At 28.2% G+C, this 17,856-nt stretch carries 13 protein-coding genes; 4 read left to right on the forward strand and 9 right to left on the reverse strand.

Features of this window, described 5'->3' with window-relative positions; translation table 11 throughout:
- Positions 1–98: 98 nt before the first annotated feature.
- From carB to ribF, 7 genes are all read right to left on the reverse strand, one after another.
- On the reverse strand, positions 99–3,320 hold the full coding sequence (carB, locus tag D9V71_RS00715; RefSeq protein ID WP_158340479.1) for a carbamoyl-phosphate synthase large subunit: 3,222 nt from the start codon (positions 3,318–3,320) through the stop codon (positions 99–101).
- Between the two features lie 17 nt (positions 3,321–3,337).
- Positions 3,338–4,486: a glutamine-hydrolyzing carbamoyl-phosphate synthase small subunit gene (carA, locus tag D9V71_RS00720; RefSeq protein WP_432207082.1), complete on the reverse strand. Its 1,149-nt coding sequence runs from the start codon at positions 4,484–4,486 to the stop codon at positions 3,338–3,340.
- A 226-nt stretch (positions 4,487–4,712) separates the two neighbouring features.
- Positions 4,713–5,522 carry a 4-hydroxy-tetrahydrodipicolinate reductase gene (gene dapB, locus D9V71_RS00725; protein WP_158340481.1) on the reverse strand — a complete coding sequence of 270 codons (810 nt, stop codon included), beginning with the start codon at positions 5,520–5,522 and terminating at the stop codon, positions 4,713–4,715.
- Positions 5,515–6,486 (reverse strand): 4-hydroxy-3-methylbut-2-enyl diphosphate reductase, encoded by a 972-nt coding sequence (ispH, locus tag D9V71_RS00730; RefSeq protein ID WP_158340482.1) that lies wholly within the window; start codon positions 6,484–6,486, stop codon positions 5,515–5,517. The genes dapB and ispH overlap by 8 nt, the downstream gene beginning before the upstream one ends.
- A 68-nt stretch (positions 6,487–6,554) precedes the next feature.
- Positions 6,555–7,031, reverse strand: coding sequence for a signal peptidase II (gene lspA / locus D9V71_RS00735; RefSeq protein WP_158340483.1), 477 nt, complete (start codon positions 7,029–7,031; stop codon positions 6,555–6,557).
- Positions 7,031–9,853: an isoleucine--tRNA ligase gene (ileS, locus tag D9V71_RS00740; protein ID WP_158340484.1), complete on the reverse strand. Its 2,823-nt coding sequence runs from the start codon at positions 9,851–9,853 to the stop codon at positions 7,031–7,033. The genes lspA and ileS overlap by 1 nt, the downstream gene beginning before the upstream one ends.
- 21 nt (positions 9,854–9,874) lie before the next feature.
- Complete coding sequence (gene ribF / locus D9V71_RS00745) at positions 9,875–10,813, reverse strand: bifunctional riboflavin kinase/FAD synthetase (protein ID WP_158340485.1); 939 nt, start codon at positions 10,811–10,813, stop codon at positions 9,875–9,877.
- 206 nt (positions 10,814–11,019) lie between these two features.
- On the opposite strand from ribF, the gene rpsT reads away from it, so the two are divergent.
- Positions 11,020–11,289: a 30S ribosomal protein S20 gene (rpsT, locus tag D9V71_RS00750; RefSeq protein ID WP_158340486.1), complete on the forward strand. Its 270-nt coding sequence runs from the start codon at positions 11,020–11,022 to the stop codon at positions 11,287–11,289.
- A 51-nt stretch (positions 11,290–11,340) separates the two neighbouring features.
- Here rpsT and dnaJ read toward each other — a convergent pair whose 3' ends face one another.
- Both dnaJ and dnaK read right to left on the reverse strand, forming a co-directional pair.
- Positions 11,341–12,477, reverse strand: coding sequence for a molecular chaperone DnaJ (dnaJ, locus tag D9V71_RS00755; RefSeq protein WP_158340487.1), 1,137 nt, complete (start codon positions 12,475–12,477; stop codon positions 11,341–11,343).
- A 112-nt stretch (positions 12,478–12,589) separates the two neighbouring features.
- Positions 12,590–14,503 (reverse strand): molecular chaperone DnaK, encoded by a 1,914-nt coding sequence (dnaK, locus tag D9V71_RS00760; RefSeq protein WP_158340488.1) that lies wholly within the window; start codon positions 14,501–14,503, stop codon positions 12,590–12,592.
- Between the two features lie 338 nt (positions 14,504–14,841).
- On the opposite strand from dnaK, the gene ndhC reads away from it, so the two are divergent.
- From ndhC to nuoC, 3 genes are all read left to right on the forward strand, one after another.
- The gene (gene ndhC / locus D9V71_RS00765; protein ID WP_158340489.1) at positions 14,842–15,225 is read left to right on the forward strand and encodes an NADH-quinone oxidoreductase subunit A; all 384 of its coding nucleotides are present in this window, start codon (positions 14,842–14,844) and stop codon (positions 15,223–15,225) included.
- A 56-nt stretch (positions 15,226–15,281) separates the two neighbouring features.
- Positions 15,282–15,956: a NuoB/complex I 20 kDa subunit family protein gene (locus D9V71_RS00770; RefSeq protein ID WP_158340490.1), complete on the forward strand. Its 675-nt coding sequence runs from the start codon at positions 15,282–15,284 to the stop codon at positions 15,954–15,956.
- Positions 15,957–16,051: 95 nt separating this feature from the next.
- Positions 16,052–17,854: an NADH-quinone oxidoreductase subunit C/D gene (gene nuoC / locus D9V71_RS00775; protein ID WP_158340491.1), complete on the forward strand. Its 1,803-nt coding sequence runs from the start codon at positions 16,052–16,054 to the stop codon at positions 17,852–17,854.
- The last annotated feature ends 2 nt before the right edge of the window (positions 17,855–17,856 follow it).

Consider the following 17,856-nt stretch of genomic DNA (forward strand, 5'->3'; position numbering starts at 1 on the left):
GAAATAGAGTTCCTTAATATGAATTATAAATATGTTTCACAACATATTTATAAAAATTTATTTAATTTAAGCGAAATAGATTATTTTTTATGATAAAGTTATTGTATTTTTTTATGCATCTCTTGTAAAGATTTAACATTTTTTGTTGGGTTTTCATTTAAGGCCATAACAGTTGCAAAAGCTCCATTGACTGTTGTATCATAGTGTACTTTATATTGAAGAGCACTTTGACATATTAGTTTTGAATCTTTTAATCCTTGATGACAAGATGTAGTATTAACAATATAAGAGTACTCCCCGTTTTTTAAACGATCCTGTATGTGAGGACGTCCTTCATGTACTTTATTTACTAACCTAGACGCAATTCCAGACTTTCTCAAAGCTATAGATGTACCTCTGGTTGCATCTATCTTGAAACCTATCTTTTTTAATTTAACTGCTAGGTTTACAATATTATTTTTATCATCATCTCTGACTGAAAGTAGTATACGACCTGTTCTTTTCATATTCGTATGAGCGCCTAACATAGCTTTAGAGAAAGCTTCGGAAAAATTTTTTCCAATGCCCATTACTTCTCCTGTAGAACGCATTTCTGGACCTAATATAGGATCTACACCTTGAAATTTATCAAATGGAAGAACGGCTTCTTTTACTGAGAAATATGGTGGAATAATTTCTTTAATAAAACCTTGTTCTAATAATGTTTTTCCACACATTACTCGAACAGAAATTTTTGCCAATGCAAGACCTGTTGCTTTCGAAACGAATGGAACTGTACGCGCTGCTCTTGGATTTACTTCGATAATATAGATTATATTATTTTTAATAGCGAACTGCACATTCATTAATCCTCTTACAGATAATTCTAAAGCTAGTTTTTTTACTTCATTTCTAATTTCATTTTGAACTTTATCAGTTAAAGTATATGCTGGTAATGAGCATGCAGAATCGCCAGAATGAACTCCAGCTTGTTCAATATGCTCCATGATTCCTCCAATTAAAACTGTTTTGCCATCACATATAGCGTCTACATCTACTTCTGTAGCATAATCTAAATATTGATCTAATAAAATAGGCGTCGTATTATTTTCTTTTAATACTGTTTTGAAATAATTTTCTAATCCGTGTGATTCATACACAATTTCCATTGCTCTACCACCTAAAACATAAGATGGTCGTACCATTATTGGATAACCAATTATTTTAGCTTTTTTATGAGCTTCTTCTAAAGTAAAAACTGTTGCATTTAAAGGTTGTTGTAACTTTAATTTAGTGACAGTTTTTTGAAAACGATCACGATCTTCTGCGTTATCAATAGCATCTGGACTTGTTCCTATAATAGGAACACCTTCTTTTTCAAATGCACGTGCTAATTTTAAAGGTGTTTGTCCTCCATATTGAATAATAATTCCTTTAGGTTTTTCTATTCTTACTATTTCTAAAATATTTTCTAATGTAATTGGTTCAAAGTATAGTCTATCTGAAATATCATAATCAGTAGATACTGTTTCTGGATTGCAGTTAATCATGATTGCTTCGAAACCATCTTCTCGTAAAGCCTGAGCAGCATGTACACAGCAATAGTCAAATTCTATACCTTGTCCTATTCTATTAGGACCACCACCTAATATAATAATTTTTTTATCATTTTTATTGGGATATGATTCACATTCATCCTCCCATGTTGAATACATATAAGCTGTTTCAGTTGAAAATTCAGCTGAACATGTGTCAATTCTTTTATAGACAGGATGTAAATTTAGTTTATAACGTAACTTTCTTATTTCGCTTTCATTTTTTTGTGTTAGTATTCCAATTCGTTGATCAGAAAAACCTTTTCTTTTAATAAAATAAAGAAAATCTCGTTGTAATCCAATAAATCCATGTTTTATAATTTTTTTCTCTAAGAGAATAATTTCTTCAATTTGAATAAGAAACCATGGATCAATTGATGTTAAATTAAATACATCGTTTACAGACATACCAGCTCGGAATGCATCACCTATATACCAAATACGTTCAGAACCAGCATCTTTTAATTCATGTCTAATTTTGATTAAATATTCTGGATCAAGATGAGATATTTTAGAATCAAAACCACTAACACCTATTTCTAAACCACGAATAGCTTTTTGTATAGATTCTTGGAAAGTACGACCTATTGCCATTACTTCTCCGACAGATTTCATTTGTGTAGTCAATCTATCATCACATCCTAGAAATTTTTCAAAATTAAATCTGGGAATCTTTGTTACTATATAATCTATTGATGGTTCAAATGATGCAGTAGTATTCATTCCTGTTATATCATTTGCAAGTTCATCTAATGTATATCCAATGGCTAGTTTAGCTGCGATTTTTGCAATAGGAAATCCTGTTGCTTTAGATGCTAATGCAGAAGAACGAGAAACTCTAGGATTCATTTCAATAACAATCATTCGACCGTTTTTTGGGTTGATTGCGAATTGTACATTAGAACCTCCTGTTTCTACGCCTATTTCTCGTAAAATTGACATAGATGCATTTCTCATTACTTGATATTCTTTATCAGTAAGAGTTTGTGCAGGTGCAACAGTAATTGAATCACCCGTATGAATTCCCATTGGATCTAAATTTTCAATTGAACAAACTATAATGCAATTATTATTTTTATCTCGAACAACTTCCATTTCATATTCCTTCCAACCAATAAGTGACTCATCAATTAGAAGTTCTGTACTAGGAGATAATTTAAGTCCTCTTTCACATATTTTTTCAAATTCTTCATGATTGTAAGCAATTCCTCCTCCATGTCCACCCATAGTAAAAGAGGGACGAATAATACATGGAAAACCTACATTATTTAAAACTATAAATGCTTCTTGAATATTATGCGCAATACCACATTTTGCAGTTTCTAAATTCAGTTTCCTCATAGAGTCTTCAAATAATTTTCGATTTTCAGCTTTTTTAATTGCATTAACTGTTGCACCTATTATTTTCACTCCATATTTATCTAAAATACCTTTATGATCTAATTCTAAAGCACAGTTTAAAGCTGTTTGTCCTCCCATAGTTGGAAGAAGTGCATCGGGTTTTTCTTTTTGAATAATTTTTTCTACTATTTTCCAGTGAATTGGTTCGATATATGTAGCATCAGCCATACAAGGATCTGTCATAATAGTTGCAGGATTAGAATTTACAAGAATTATTTTGTATCCTTCTTCTTTTAAAGCTTTACAAGCTTGTGCACCTGAATAGTCAAATTCACATGCTTGTCCAATCACTATTGGACCTGCACCAAGAATTAAAATTGATTTTATATCAGTAGATTTAGGCATTTTTTTTCCCTAATTAATTACTGAGTTTTAGTTTTTTGATAAATGATTAATTTAATGAAATGATCAAATAAAGATGAAGCATCATGTGGTCCAGGGCTTGCCTCTGGATGACCTTGAAAACTAAAAGCTAGTTTATTGGTTAAAGATAGTCCTTGTAATGTGCCATCGAAAAGAGAACTATGTGTAATTTCTATGTTATTTGGTAGATTTTTATTATCTACAGTGAAACTATGATTTTGAGATGTGATAATAACTCGGTTGTTTTTAATTTCCTTAACGGGATGATTGGCGCCATGATGTCCAAATTTCATTTTTATAATTTTAGCTCCGCTAGCTAAAGCAAGTAGTTGGTGTCCTAAACATATTCCAAAAATAGGGATATTAATTTTTAAAAAATATTGGATAGCATCAATAGCATAACGGCAAGGTCTTGGATCACCTGGCCCATTAGATAAGAAAATTCCATCTGGAGATAAATTTAAAACTACTTTTGGATCTGTTTGAGCAGGAACAATTGTTAAATAGCATCCTCTATCTACGAGCATACGAAGTATATTTCTTTTTACTCCAAAATCGTATACAACAATATGAAATAAAAATTTCTGTTTGTTAATAGAAATAAAATTTTTTTTATTAAAAGTGAAACTGCCTTGTTTCCAATTATAAATAAATTTAGTAGAAACTTCTTTTGCTAAATCTAAACCTTGTAAACTTAAGAAGTTTTTAGCTTTTTCATGCGCTATAGTATAATTGTGTTTTTTATCTTCTATAATACATCCATTTTGCGAACCTTTTGTGCGTAAAATACGTGTTAATTTTCTTGTGTCAATATCAGATATTGCAACAATATTATTCTCTTTTAAGTAGGAAGATAGATTTTTTTTATTTCGATAATTACTTGAAACTGGTGATAAATCACGAATAATAAGACCTTTTACATGAATTTTAGATGATTCTTCATCATTAGAATTAGTTCCAACATTGCCAATATGAGGATGAGTTAATGTCACGATTTGATGTGAATAAGAGGGATCAGTAATTATTTCTTGGTAACCAGTTATTGATGTATTAAAAACAACTTCACCTACAGTTATTCCTTTAGCCCCAATAGCTCGTCCGTGAAATCTAGTCCCGTCTTCTAAAACTAGTACTGCTGATTGGCTCAAAACATCCTCCATTAAAAAAACTTTTTTTTATATGCTAATTTTTATTACTGTTGTATTAATTACATTTTATTTTAACTAAAATTAATATTTTTGTCTATTATCATGACAAACATTTATATTTTGTTAAAAATCATATAATTTAATTGAGATTAAATATTTTTCAAATATGAGTTTATATTAGATAATAATAAAATTATTAATAAAATGCGTTGTTATTCATTTATTATTAAAATGATAGCACATCTTTCATATCAAATAGACCTTCATTTTTTTTGTGAATCCATAAAGCTGAGTGTATAGCACCTTTAGCAAAAGATTTTCTATTAGATGCAGTATGAGTAATTTTAATTTCTTCACTAGAACTAGAAAACATAACACTATGTTTTCCAATAATATTACCTGCACGTACAATAGAAAATCCAATTTTTTTTGCATCTCTGATTTCAGTTATTCCTTTTTTATAATATATAGAATGTTTGTTTAAATCCCAATTCATTACTTTTGATATAACTTCGCCTATTGCTAAAGCTGTACCTGAAGGAGAATCTATTTTATTACGATGATGATATTCAATAATATCCATATCAGAATTTTTTCCTATAACTTGAGTAGTTTTTTCAATTAATTGAAACAGCAAATTAATTCCTATGCTAAAATTTGATGATACGATCATAGCAATATTTTGAGAATAGGATTTTATGATATTGATTTCTTCTCTTGAAAACCCAGTAGTTCCGATGATAATATTTTTTTTAAATTTATTACAGTATTGTAGATATTTTAATGTACTACTAGGTTTAGTAAAATCAATTAAAACATCAAAATCATTTTTTTTTATATTTAACATATCAGTAATACAGACATCCATTTTGCCTATTCTGAGAATGTCACCAATATCTTTTCCAATTAGCGGGTGATTTTTTTGAACTAAGGCTGCTGTTAAATATGCATGATCATGTTTTCGTATTTCTTTAATAAGTATTTGACCCATACGACCCATAGGACCAGTAATTGCAATACGAGTTTTTTTATTCATTTTTTTCATCCGCATCGTGTAAAATTGTTTTGATGTTTAATAGTTTTTTAGGCATTTTAAAAATTTTTTTTTCTTTAATACCTATCATTTCTATTGGTTTATTAGCACCTAGTTTTTGTAAATGTTGGATTACTTCTGTTACTAATATTTCTGGTGCAGATGCACCGGCTGTAATACCGATATAATTTTTATTTTTTAACCATTTTTCTTTAATATCAAGAAAAGATTCAATAAGTTTTGTATATGTACCAGTTTCTTTTCCTAATTCCATCAGACGATTAGAATTAGAAGAATTCCTTGAACCTATTACAAATATTATATCAGTTACTTGAGATAATTTACGAACTGCTATTTGACGATTAATTGTTGCATAACAGATATCTTCTTTAATAGGACCAGAAATCTTTGGAAATTTATTTTTTAAAGCAGTAATGATATTTTTTGTATTTGTAATAGATAGAGTAGTTTGTGTAACAAAATTTAATTTTTGATGATTTTTAACAGATAAATTATTTACGTCTTTTACAGATTCGACAAGATATATTTTTCCATTTTTGTTGTTATATTGTCCCATTGTACCTTCTACTTCAGGATGTCCTTTATGACCAATAAGAATTGTTTCTATTCCTTTATTGCTAGATTTTGAGACCTCTACGTGTACTTTTTCTACTAAAGGACAAGTGGCATTTAATATAATTAAATGTTTTTTTATCGCTTCTTGTACAACTTTTTTTGATACACCATGTGCAGAAAAAATAACTACTGAATGATCTGGAATTTGTGAAATTTTTTCAACAAAAATAACACCTTTTTTACGTAATTCATTGATAACATATTGGTTATGTACAAGTTCATGTCTGATATAAATTGTTTTTTTATAAATTTTTAATGCATTTTCAACTATTGAAATTGCTCTTTTAACGCCAGCACAAAAGCCTCGAGGGTTGGTTAGTATAATATTCACTCTATGATCTCTGGAATATGCATATTAATAGTGATTAAATATTATATAAATTATTTAATTTTTTATATTTAATAATTTATTCGTATAAGCATTATTATGCCAATAAAAATACTACAATCAGCTATGTTAAATGTAGCAAAATGCCAATTATTAATATGTACATCAATAAAATCTATTACGAATCCATAATTAATTCGGTCTATTAAGTTTCCTATTGCACCTGCAATGATAAAGGAATATCCAGTTATTTTTTTCGTGTCTTTTTTTTTTGATTTTACAATAATTCTTGCTACTACTAGTATAGTAAAAATACTAATAATTGATAAAAACCATATTTGCCATCCTTTTTCATTAGATAATAAACTAAATGCTGCACCATAGTTATGTACATGAAAAAAATTTAACATTGAAAAAATTTTTTTTGTTTCATATATTTTGATATATTCTGTAATGCAATATTTACTAGATATATCTAAGACAAGAATAAAAATTATTATAGCTATATAAATCCAGTTTTTTGATTTTTTAAGATATTGATTTTTCATTATATAAATATACGTTTTTCACCATGGCCTGTAGTGTTTAAAATACAGCGATTGCAAATATTGCTATTTTTTATATGGTTTTTAGAAAAATTAAAATAATGCCAACATCGTGGACATTTTTTACCTTTAACTTTTTCTAAAAAGATTTTTAAACATGGAACAATTTTACTTTTTTTTGTGTTTGCAGGAGCTGTATCATACAATTTTACTTCTATATCAGATGTTAAAAAAATAAACTTTATTTCTTTTCCTAGGATTTTTAGTTTATTTAATAATTCAGTCGAAACATATAAAATAATCGAAGCTTCAAGTGAATTATTAATAGTTTTGTTTTTTATTTCTTCTTCTAAGAATTTATTTATTTCGTTTTTTATTTCAATTATTTCATTCCAGAATTGATAATTAAATAAATCATCTTGATCTAAATAAAATAATTTGTCAAACCACTCTTCCATAAATACATATTGAGAATTTTTGTTTGGTAAATAGCTCCATATTTCATCGGCAGTAAAAGATAATATTGGTGCTATCCATCGTACAAGTGAATTAATTATATAATACATAGCTGTTTGAGAACTACGTCTTTCTTGACTATTAAATTTTAATGTATATTGTCTATCTTTTATTATATCAAGGTAAAAAGAGCCCATTTCTATAGAACAAAAATACATTAAACGTTGTACTATCGCATGAAAGTTATAATTTTTATATAAATCAATAATTTCTTCTTGAACTATTTTAGTTTGTCCTATAGCCCATTTATCTAAAAAAACCATATTATCTTTAGATATTGTGTCTCTTTTGGGATCAAAATCATTAATGTTTGCCAACATAAAACGTGCTGTGTTTCTGATTCTTCTATATACTTCTGATGAACGCTTTAATATTTCATTAGAAATTGAAATATCGCTAGAGTAATTAGAAGAAGCAATCCATAGCCTCAAAATATCAGCTCCTAATGTATTTACTACATCGTTAGGACTAATAGTATTGCCTATAGATTTAGACATTTTTTGTCCTTTTTGATCTACAACGAATCCATGTGTTAATACTTCAGAATATGGTGCCTTCTTAGTAATTAATGTTGATATTATTAATGAAGACATAAACCAGCCTCTATGTTGATCTGATCCTTCTAGATACATGTCTGCATTTTTTTTAGTATATTTTTTATTATTGTATTCTATTGAAGTGTGTGTATTCCCTGATTCAAACCATACATCTAATATATCTAAAACTTTTTCATATGACTTATATTCTTCATCCAATATCTCTTCTAAACTTATGTTCCACCATGCTTGTATCCCCTCTAATTCTACTTTTTTTGCTATTTTTTCCATTAAAAGAAAAGTATCGGGATGAATTGTTCTTTTTTTCTTATGCATAAAAATCGACATTGGAACACCCCATTTTCTTTGTCTTGAAATGCACCAATTAGGTCTTTTTTTGATCATCTCTCTTATTCTTAATTCTCCCCATTCTGGTATCCAATGTACATTTTTTATTTCTTTTAATAATTTATCACGTAATTTCATTTGGTCTATATTTATAAACCACTGCGGAGTGGCTCTGTATATAACTGGACTTTTGTGTCTCCAACAATGTGGATAATTATGTTGCAAATATTTATGATTAAATAATGTATTATTTTTAATTAATAATTTTATAATAATTGGATTAGCTTTAAAAACGTTTATACCATCTAATTCAGGATGTATATCAGAAATATAGTCTCCTTTAAAATCTACTAAATTGCTTGTTTTTATATCATATTTTTGACTGATTATATAGTCATCTACCCCATGATCTGGTGCTGTATGAACAGCTCCTGTTCCTGATTCAAGAGTTACGTGTTTTCCCAAAATTATAGGTAAATTAATATTTTTTAAAAATGGATGTGAAAACTTTATTTTTTCCAATAATTTTCCTTTAATAGAATTTATTTCTATCCATGTTTTTATATTTAATATGTTTAGCACACTTTTAACTAATTCTTTTGCCATAATTAAATAATGTTTTTTAGTTTCTATTAATTGATACTGAAAATTTGGATGTATTGAGATAGCTTTGCTAGATGGAAGTGTCCACGGTGTTGTTGTCCAGATAAGTAGGTGAATTTCTTTCTTATTTGAAATTTGAAAATGAAATAAATTTTCTATAATTAATTTTTCTTTACATTTAAACCCAACCATAATTGAATCTGATTTTTTTTTAGAATATTCAATTTCTGCTTCAGATAATGATGATGAACATTGTAGACACCAATGTATAGGCTTGAAATCTTGATATAAATATTTTTTTTTAATAATTTTAGACAAAGTTCTAATTATATTTGCTTCATTTTTAAAGTTCATTGTAAGATGAGCATTTTCCCAATCACCTATTACTCCTAATCTAATAAAATCTTTTTTTTGTTTTTCAACTTGATTTTGCGCGTATTTTCTACATTTTTCTTGAAATTTTGAAGTAGATATTTTTTCCTGATTAGATTTAATTTTTTCTTCAACTTTTTGTTCGATTGGCAAGCCATGACAATCCCAAGATGGAATATAAGGCGCATCAAAACCTGACATATTTTTAGATTTGATAATAATATCTTTTAAAACTTTATTCACTGCATGTCCAATATGAATATTTCCATTAGCATATGGCGGACCATCATGAAGAAAAAATATTTTTTTTTCTTGCTTTTTTTTTCTAATTAATCCATATAAATTGTTTTGATGCCAATCTTTTAATATTTCTACCTCTTTTTTTGAAAGATTTCCTCGCATAGAAAACTTTGTTTTAGGCAAGTTTAAAGTTTTTTTATAATCATTCATTTTTGTTTTTTTCCATTATTTTTAATAAATTTTAAAATATTTTTTAACTATTAAAACATCTTGAAAAATTTGATTTTTTAGTTCTTTTTTTGAAGGAAAAACTTTTTCATCACGTATTTTTTGATATATAAATACTTCTATATCTTTTCCATACAAATCTATTTCTATATTAAATAAGTGTACTTCAAGTAATTTATTTTTTTGAGTATTGAAAAAACTGGGTTTGATCCCAATATTAGATATCCCTATAGCTTTTTTTTTATTTAAAGAATATCTTACTTTCACTGCATATACTCCATTAGTCAATGGAAAATTTTTATTTAAAAGTATATTAGCTGTAGGATAATTTATTGTTCTTCCTATTGCATGTCCATGAATGACTTTACCGGATATACTAAATGTACGACCAAGAAACAAAGAAGCTAATTTCGTATTATTTTCAGAGAGTGCTTTTCTAATATTAGTACTACTAATTTTTATATTATTTTTATATAAGGATTTAACTTTTATAACATTAAATTGATATTTATTTCCTAATTTTTTTAATAGATCAATATTTCCATTTTTTTTAAATCCGAATCTAAAATCATCTCCTATTACTATAAATTTTACATGCAGTTTATTTATTAGTATATTTATGATAAAATCTTCTGCACTTAGAGATTCGAAAGACTTATTAAATCTAATACATAAAATGCGATTGAAACCGTAAGAAGAAATACGTTGCACTTTTTCACGGAATCGTGTAATTCGAATAGGAGCATTATTTTTTCTTAAAAATTCTAGTGGTTGGGGTTCAAATAAAATAATTATAGTTGATAATTTATATTTTTCACCTATTTGACATGTATTTAAAAATAATTTTTGATGACCTAAGTGTACTCCATCAAAGTTTCCAATAGTGATAACTGAATTAGAATTTATTTCCTTAATATTATGGATGCCTCGTATAATCTTCATTGTTAAGTCAACCTTGTTAAATGAAGCAAATTAGATTGAAAAACTTTTTTTTTAAATGTTATAGCGTTTTTGTATAATTTTTTTAATAAAAATTACTTTTAATTAAATTCATTATTAAAATTATATTAATAATAATGTATTTTTAGTATTTTAATATTGTTTTTTTCAAATAAATATGTGATTTTTTAAAATTTTAGAGGTAAAAATTGGCTAATATAAAATCTGCTAAAAAAGATGCAGTTACATCTGAAAAACGTCGAAAAAAAAATTCTAGTCGACGCTCAATGATTCGTACTTTTATAAAAAAAGTACGAGTAGCTATCATGTCTGGGAATAAAAAAATAGCAGAAGATGCATTTAAAAAAATGCAACCCATTATTGATAGTCATGTAAATAAAGGTTTAATACATAAAAATAAAGCTGCACGCCATAAGTCTAATTTTTCATTACAAATTAGTAGAATATGTAAAACATAGTATTGTCAATAGTATTGCCTCTAATTTATAGAAGCAATACTTTATAAAATTCTATCTTGTCAAGTCATCAAAAAATCTTTTTACTCCATCAAAAAATCTTTTTGAACGAGGACTATTTTTTTCACCTCGAAAACCATTAAAACTATTTCCTAGTTCATGTAAAAGATTTTTTTGTTTTTCATTAAGATTAACGGGTGTTTCTACAACAACACGACATAATAAATCACCTTGATGTCTGTTTTGTATAGATTTTACTCCTCTTCCACGAATACGAAAAAGTTTTCCTGATTGTGTTTCATGAGGTATTTTTAGTTTAACTCTACCGTCTAGTGTAGGAACCTCTATTTCTCCACCTAATGCAGCCATTGTAAAATTTATCGGTACTTCACAGTATAAATTATTTTCTTCTCGCTCAAAAATAGGATGTTTTTTAACTGTAATTTGCACATAAAGATCGCCTGATTGTGCACCATTAGCACCAGCTTCTCCTTCGTTATTTAAACGAATTCGATCATTGGTATCAACACCTGGTGGAATTTTTACTGATAATGTTTTATATTTGTCAATTCGTCCTTGTCCACGGCATAAATTACAGGGATCAGTAATTACTGAACCTTTTCCGTGACATGTCGGACATGATTGTTGTACAGTAAAAAAACCTTTTCTAATATGTATTTGACCTTTACCATGACATGTAGAACATGCACGAGGTTTAGTTCCAGTTCTTGCACCAGTTCCATAACATGTTTGACATTTTTGAAGAGTTGGAATTTGAATTTCTTTTTTTGTCCCTTTTACTGCTTCTTCTAATAAGATTTCTATATTATAGCATAAATCCGCTCCTTTTTTAGATCTTTGAGTTCTATTTCCACCAAAAATATCTCCAAATACATCTCCAAAAATATCTCCAAAATCTGCAGAACTGGTAAAAGTGCTACTGTATGTATTATTAGACTGACCATTTTCAAACGCTGCATGTCCATATTGATCGTATGCATTTCGTTTTTCTTCATTAATTAAAATTTCGTAAGCTTCTTTTATTTCTTTAAATTTTCCTTCAGCAGTTTTATCTCCTTGATTTCGATCAGGATGATACTTCATTGCTAATCGTTTATACGCTTTTTTAATTTCGCGTTCTTCAGCTGATTTCGGAATCCCTAGAACTTGATAATAGTCTTTTTTTGCCATTCTTACTTACTCTTCCTGATTTAAAAATAATTACACGGGCGTAGAAGATTATCTGCGCCCGTGCTAGTTTAAAGTCCGTAATAGTTACTTTTCAATCTTTTATTAAAATTAATTATTTTTTAGGATCTTTAATTTCTTCAAATTCTGCATCTACAACATTTTCGTCTTTTTTAGTAGACGATATATTTTCATCTTCCTGATTTTTTTCTGATTTTTTTTGATGAATTTCTGTTAGTACAGAAGATATTTTTAAGAGATTTTGTATATTTTTTTCAATATCAGATTTGTTTTCTCCTTTTAATACTTTTTCTAATTCATCTAAAGCCAATTGAATATTTTTTTTATTTTCTTCTTCAATCAAATCTTTATTTTCATTTAATTGTTTTTTTATACTATGAACTAACTGATCACCTTGATTTCTTGTTTGAATTAATTCTTCAAATTTTTGATCTGCTTCAGAATTAGCTTCTGCATCATTCACCATTTTTTTGATTTCTTCTTCATTTAGTCCGGAAGATGCTTTTATAGTAATTTTTTGTTCTTTTCCAGTTTTCTTATCTTTTGCAGATACATGTAATATTCCATCAGAATCAATATCAAATGTTACTTCAATTTGTGCCGTTCCCCTAGGTGCTGGATCAATTCCATCTAAGTTAAATTGTCCTAATGATTTATTATCTGATGATCTTTTACGTTCACCTTGTAACACATGTATAGTTACTGCTGATTGGTTATCTTCTGCTGTTGAAAATATTTGACTATGTTTAGTAGGAATAGTAGTGTTTTTAGTTATAAGTGGAGTCATTATTCCACCCATAGTTTCAATTCCTAGTGATAAAGGAGTCACATCAAGTAATAAAACATCTTTAACATCACCAGAGAGTACTCCTCCTTGTACTGCAGCACCAACCGCTACAGCTTCATCTGGATTCACATCTTTTCTAGGTTCTTTTCCAAAAAAGTCTGCCACTTTAGCTTGAACCATAGGCATTCTTGTTTGACCACCTACTAATATTACATCATTTATATCTGATATTGATAATCCTGCATCTTTTAAAGCAACTTTTAGTGGCTCAATAGAACGTATTATTAGATCTTCTACTAAAGATTCTAATTTTGATCGAGTGACTTTGATATTTAAATGTTTAGGTCCACTAGCATCTGCTGTAATATAAGGAAGATTAACATCTGTTTGCTGTGCAGATGATAATTCTATTTTGGCTTTTTCTGCAGATTCTTTTAAACGTTGCATAGACAATGGATCATTTCTTAAATCTATTCCTTGTTCTTTTTTAAATTCTGTTACTAAATAATTAATTAATCTACTGTCGAAATCTTCTCCTCCAAGATGTGTGTCTCCATTCGTAGCAAGAACTTCAAACGTTTTTTCTTTATCTACATCATCAATTTCAATAATAGATATATCAAAAGTTCCACCACCTAAATCATAAACAGCTATTGTTCTGTTTCCTTTTCCCTTATCTAAACCATATGCAAGTGCTGCTGCTGTTGGTTCATTAATGATTCTTTTTACTTCTAGTCCTGCAATTCTTCCAGCATCTTTAGTTGCTTGACGTTGAGCATCATTAAAATATGCAGGCACTGTAATAACGGCTTCTTTTACTGTTTCTCCTAAATAATCTTCTGCAGTTTTTTTCATCTTTTTTAATACTTCTGCAGAAATTTGAGGAGGTGCCATTTTTTGTTTTTTAATATCAATCCATGCATCACCATTATCAGAATTTACAATTCTGTAAGGCATAATTTTTATATCACGTTGTACTTCATCATCTTTAAATTTTCTACCAATTAAACGTTTTATAGCAAAAAGTGTATTTTTTGGATTAGTTATAGCTTGACGTTTAGCAGGTTGTCCGACTAAAACTTCCCCTTCTTGAGTATACGCAATAATTGAAGGTGTAGTGCGATCGCCTTCAGCATTTTCTAAAACACGTGGTTTGTTGCCATCCATAATGGCAACACAAGAGTTGGTTGTTCCCAAGTCAATACCAATAATTTTACCCATTAACGTTTCTCCTATTTAATATCTTGATAAATTGGGTTTGCAACCTTTATGTGGCCATTTTTTTGGCTTTTAATTAGTTACATAGCGTTTTATATTATTACTTTACTTCTACAATGTTGAATGATTATTAGATGGGGTCGCTTTTTCGCTCATCAAGGGTTAAGAGAAAAAAAATAAAGTTTTAATAAACTATAAACTATATATTATAAGTTTTTTTATTTAACATATTGGTTAACATATTTAATGTTATAGTAAGTTTGTTTTTTTATATAGTTTAGATATATAAAATAATTGACATTTAGTAACTTAAGTATTTTAAAAATTTTTAGGGGAAATCTATGTTCATAAATACAGAAACAATTACTGAATGTTTATCTTTTTTTGTTTTTGTAGTTTTTTCTTTAGGATTATGTTGTTTTATGCTTTTTTTAAGTTGGTTTTTAGGTGGTAGATCTTCATCTAGATATAAGAATACTCCTTTTGAATCAGGGATTGTGCCAACAGAAAACGCTTATCTTTATTTTTCTGTAAAATTTTATTTAATTGCTATGTTTTTTGTTGTTTTCGATGTTGAAACACTTTATTTATATGCTTGGTCTATTAGTATAAAAGAATCTGGATGGATTGGATTTAGTGAAGCTTTGATGTTTGCAATATCTCTTTTATTAGGATTATTTTACTTGGTTCGTATTAAAGCGTTAAATTGGGTGTCTTCAAAATAAAAATAATATTTAATTGTGTTAAACATATCATATATTTTAATTTAATGAGATAAAAAATGAATTATACTTTAACTAGAGTAGACATTGATAAAAATAATAAAAAATATCCAAAACAAACGATTGAGTCTGTTTCAGATCCTATTAAAGAATATTTAAAAAAGAACATTTTTATGGGTAAAATAAATCAATTATTGCATAAATTAGTTAATTGGGGACGGAAAAATTCTTTATGGCCTTATAATTTTGGATTGTCTTGTTGTTATGTTGAAATGGTTTCTGCTTTTACTTCCGTTCATGATGTTGCACGTTTTGGATCTGAAGTGTTACGTGCATCTCCTAGACAAGCTGATGTCATGGTAATTGCAGGTACTCCATTTATAAAAATGGCTCCTGTTATTCAACGATTATATGATCAAATGTTAGAACCGAAATGGGTGATTTCGATGGGGGCATGTGCTAATTCTGGAGGTATGTATGATATTTATTCTGTTGTTCAAGGTGTAGATAAATTTTTACCAGTTGATATTTACATTCCTGGTTGCCCACCTCGTCCTGAAGCATATATGCAAGGTTTAATGTTATTGCAAAAGTTAATTAATGAAGAAAGAAGACCATTATCTTGGGTTGTTGGAGAACAAGGTGTATATCATAAAAAAATGCTGTCTGAAAAAGTTAAAAAGAGAAGTAAAATAATTAAGATTATTAATCTTCCAACTTCAGAAAAAATTTAACTATTTAATTGAAAGATATAAATTTATTTAATATGACTCATGTTTTTTAGATAATAATATTATTATATTTTTAAACTAAGTACAGTGAGAGATTTATGATGGATTTAATTCCAAAAGAAGATGTATTTTTATTGAACAAAAAAACTGAAGAACAATCAACAGATTCAGTAATTAAAAATTTATTTGATGTTTTTGGTAGAGAATTGTTTTTTCATCAAATTACTTTAACTGGTTTTCCTGTTATTTGGATTAATAAAATATTATTAATAGAAGTAGGAAAATTTTTATGTAATTTATCTCAACCATATATTATGCTTTATGATTTGCATGGTATAGATGAACGTCTCAGATTGAATCGTGAAAATTTACCTAAAGCTGATTTTTCTGTTTTTTATCATTTGATATCTATTGAACGCAACTCTGATATTATGATTAAAGTACCATTGTTGAAACATGATTTAATTTTGCCAACATTTACTGTTCTATTTCCTAATGCTAATTGGTATGAACGTGAAACTTGGGATATGTTTGGTATTGTTTTTAATAAACATCCTAATTTGACTCGTATTATTATGCCTAGTACATGGAAAGGGCATCCATTAAGAAAAGATTATTCAGCAAGAGCAACTGAGTATGAACCTTTTTTCTTAAACGAAGAGAAAGAAGATTGTGAAATGGAGGGACTAAGATTTAATCCTGAGTCATGGGGTATGAAACGTAAACATGATAACGTAGAATTTATGTTTTTAAATTTAGGACCTAATCATCCTTCTGCTCATGGTGCTTTTAGAATTATTTTACAATTAGATGGTGAGAATATTATAGATTGTGTTCCGGATATTGGATATCATCATCGCGGAGCTGAAAAAATGGCAGAACGTCAGTCATGGCATAGTTACATTCCATATACTGACCGAATCGAATATCTTGGTGGTTGCGTAAATGAACTTCCTTATGTGTTAGCTGTAGAAAAACTAGCTAATATCTCAGTTCCAGAAAAAGCAGAAGTTATTAGAGTAATGATGTCAGAGTTATTTCGAATAAATAGTCATTTATTATATATTTCAACTTTTATTCAGGATGTAGGATCTATGACTCCAGTTTTTTTTGCTTTTACTGATCGTCAAAAAATATATGATTTAGTTGAAGCAATTACAGGTGCTCGTATGCATCCTGCTTGGTTTCGTATTGGTGGGGTAGCTAACGATCTGCCAGAAGGTTGGCATGTTTTATTAAAAGAGTTTCTTGATTGGATGCCAAAACGATTAAAATATTATATAACAACTGCTTTAAAAAATAGTATTTTAATTAATCGCTCAAAAGGAATTGCTGAATATAATAGAAAAGAAGCATTGCAATGGGGTGTGACTGGTGCAGGTTTACGTGCTACAGGATTAGATTTTGATGTAAGAAAATGGAGGCCGTACTCTGGATATCAAAATTATACTTTTGAAGTACCAATAGGTTCAGGAATAAGTGATTGTTATTCGAGAGTTATGATTAAAGTAGAAGAAATTTATCAAAGTCTTATTATTTTAAAACAATGTTTGCATAATATGCCAAAAGGTTCTTTTAAATCTCAAGATCCATTAACCACACCGCCTTCTAAAGAATGTGTTTTACAAAATATTGAAACTATGATTACTCATTTTTTGCAAGTTTCTTGGGGTCCAGTTATTCCAGCAAATGAAAGTTTTCAAATGATTGAAGCAACAAAAGGAATTAATAGTTATTACTTAATCAGCGATGGTGGTACGATGAGTTATCGTACAAGAATACGTACACCTAGTTTTCCACATTTACAACAAATACCTTCAGTAATTCGTGGAAGTTTAATATCAGATTTAATTGTATACTTAGGTAGCATAGATTTTGTTATGTCTGACGTGGATAGATAATT

Source organism: Buchnera aphidicola (Macrosiphum euphorbiae) (genome assembly GCF_005237295.1).
GTDB classification, from domain to species: domain Bacteria; phylum Pseudomonadota; class Gammaproteobacteria; order Enterobacterales; family Enterobacteriaceae; genus Buchnera; species Buchnera aphidicola_AP.

What these genes read in the sequence shown, in the direction of transcription:
- carB (WP_158340479.1), bottom strand. Translation starts at nt 3,320, where the DNA reads ATGCCTAAATCTACTGATATAAAATCAATTTTAATTCTTGGTGCAGGT.
- dapB (WP_158340481.1), bottom strand. Translation starts at nt 5,522, where the DNA reads ATGAATAAAAAAACTCGTATTGCAATTACTGGTCCTATGGGTCGTATG.
- lspA (WP_158340483.1), bottom strand. Translation starts at nt 7,031, where the DNA reads ATGAAAAATCAATATCTTAAAAAATCAAAAAACTGGATTTATATAGCT.
- ileS (WP_158340484.1), bottom strand. Translation starts at nt 9,853, where the DNA reads ATGAATGATTATAAAAAAACTTTAAACTTGCCTAAAACAAAGTTTTCT.
- ribF (WP_158340485.1), bottom strand. Translation starts at nt 10,813, where the DNA reads ATGAAGATTATACGAGGCATCCATAATATTAAGGAAATAAATTCTAAT.
- dnaJ (WP_158340487.1), bottom strand. Translation starts at nt 12,477, where the DNA reads ATGGCAAAAAAAGACTATTATCAAGTTCTAGGGATTCCGAAATCAGCT.
- dnaK (WP_158340488.1), bottom strand. Translation starts at nt 14,503, where the DNA reads ATGGGTAAAATTATTGGTATTGACTTGGGAACAACCAACTCTTGTGTT.
- ndhC (WP_158340489.1), top strand. Translation starts at nt 14,842, where the DNA reads ATGTTCATAAATACAGAAACAATTACTGAATGTTTATCTTTTTTTGTT.
- D9V71_RS00770 (WP_158340490.1), top strand. Translation starts at nt 15,282, where the DNA reads ATGAATTATACTTTAACTAGAGTAGACATTGATAAAAATAATAAAAAA.
- nuoC (WP_158340491.1), top strand. Translation starts at nt 16,052, where the DNA reads ATGATGGATTTAATTCCAAAAGAAGATGTATTTTTATTGAACAAAAAA.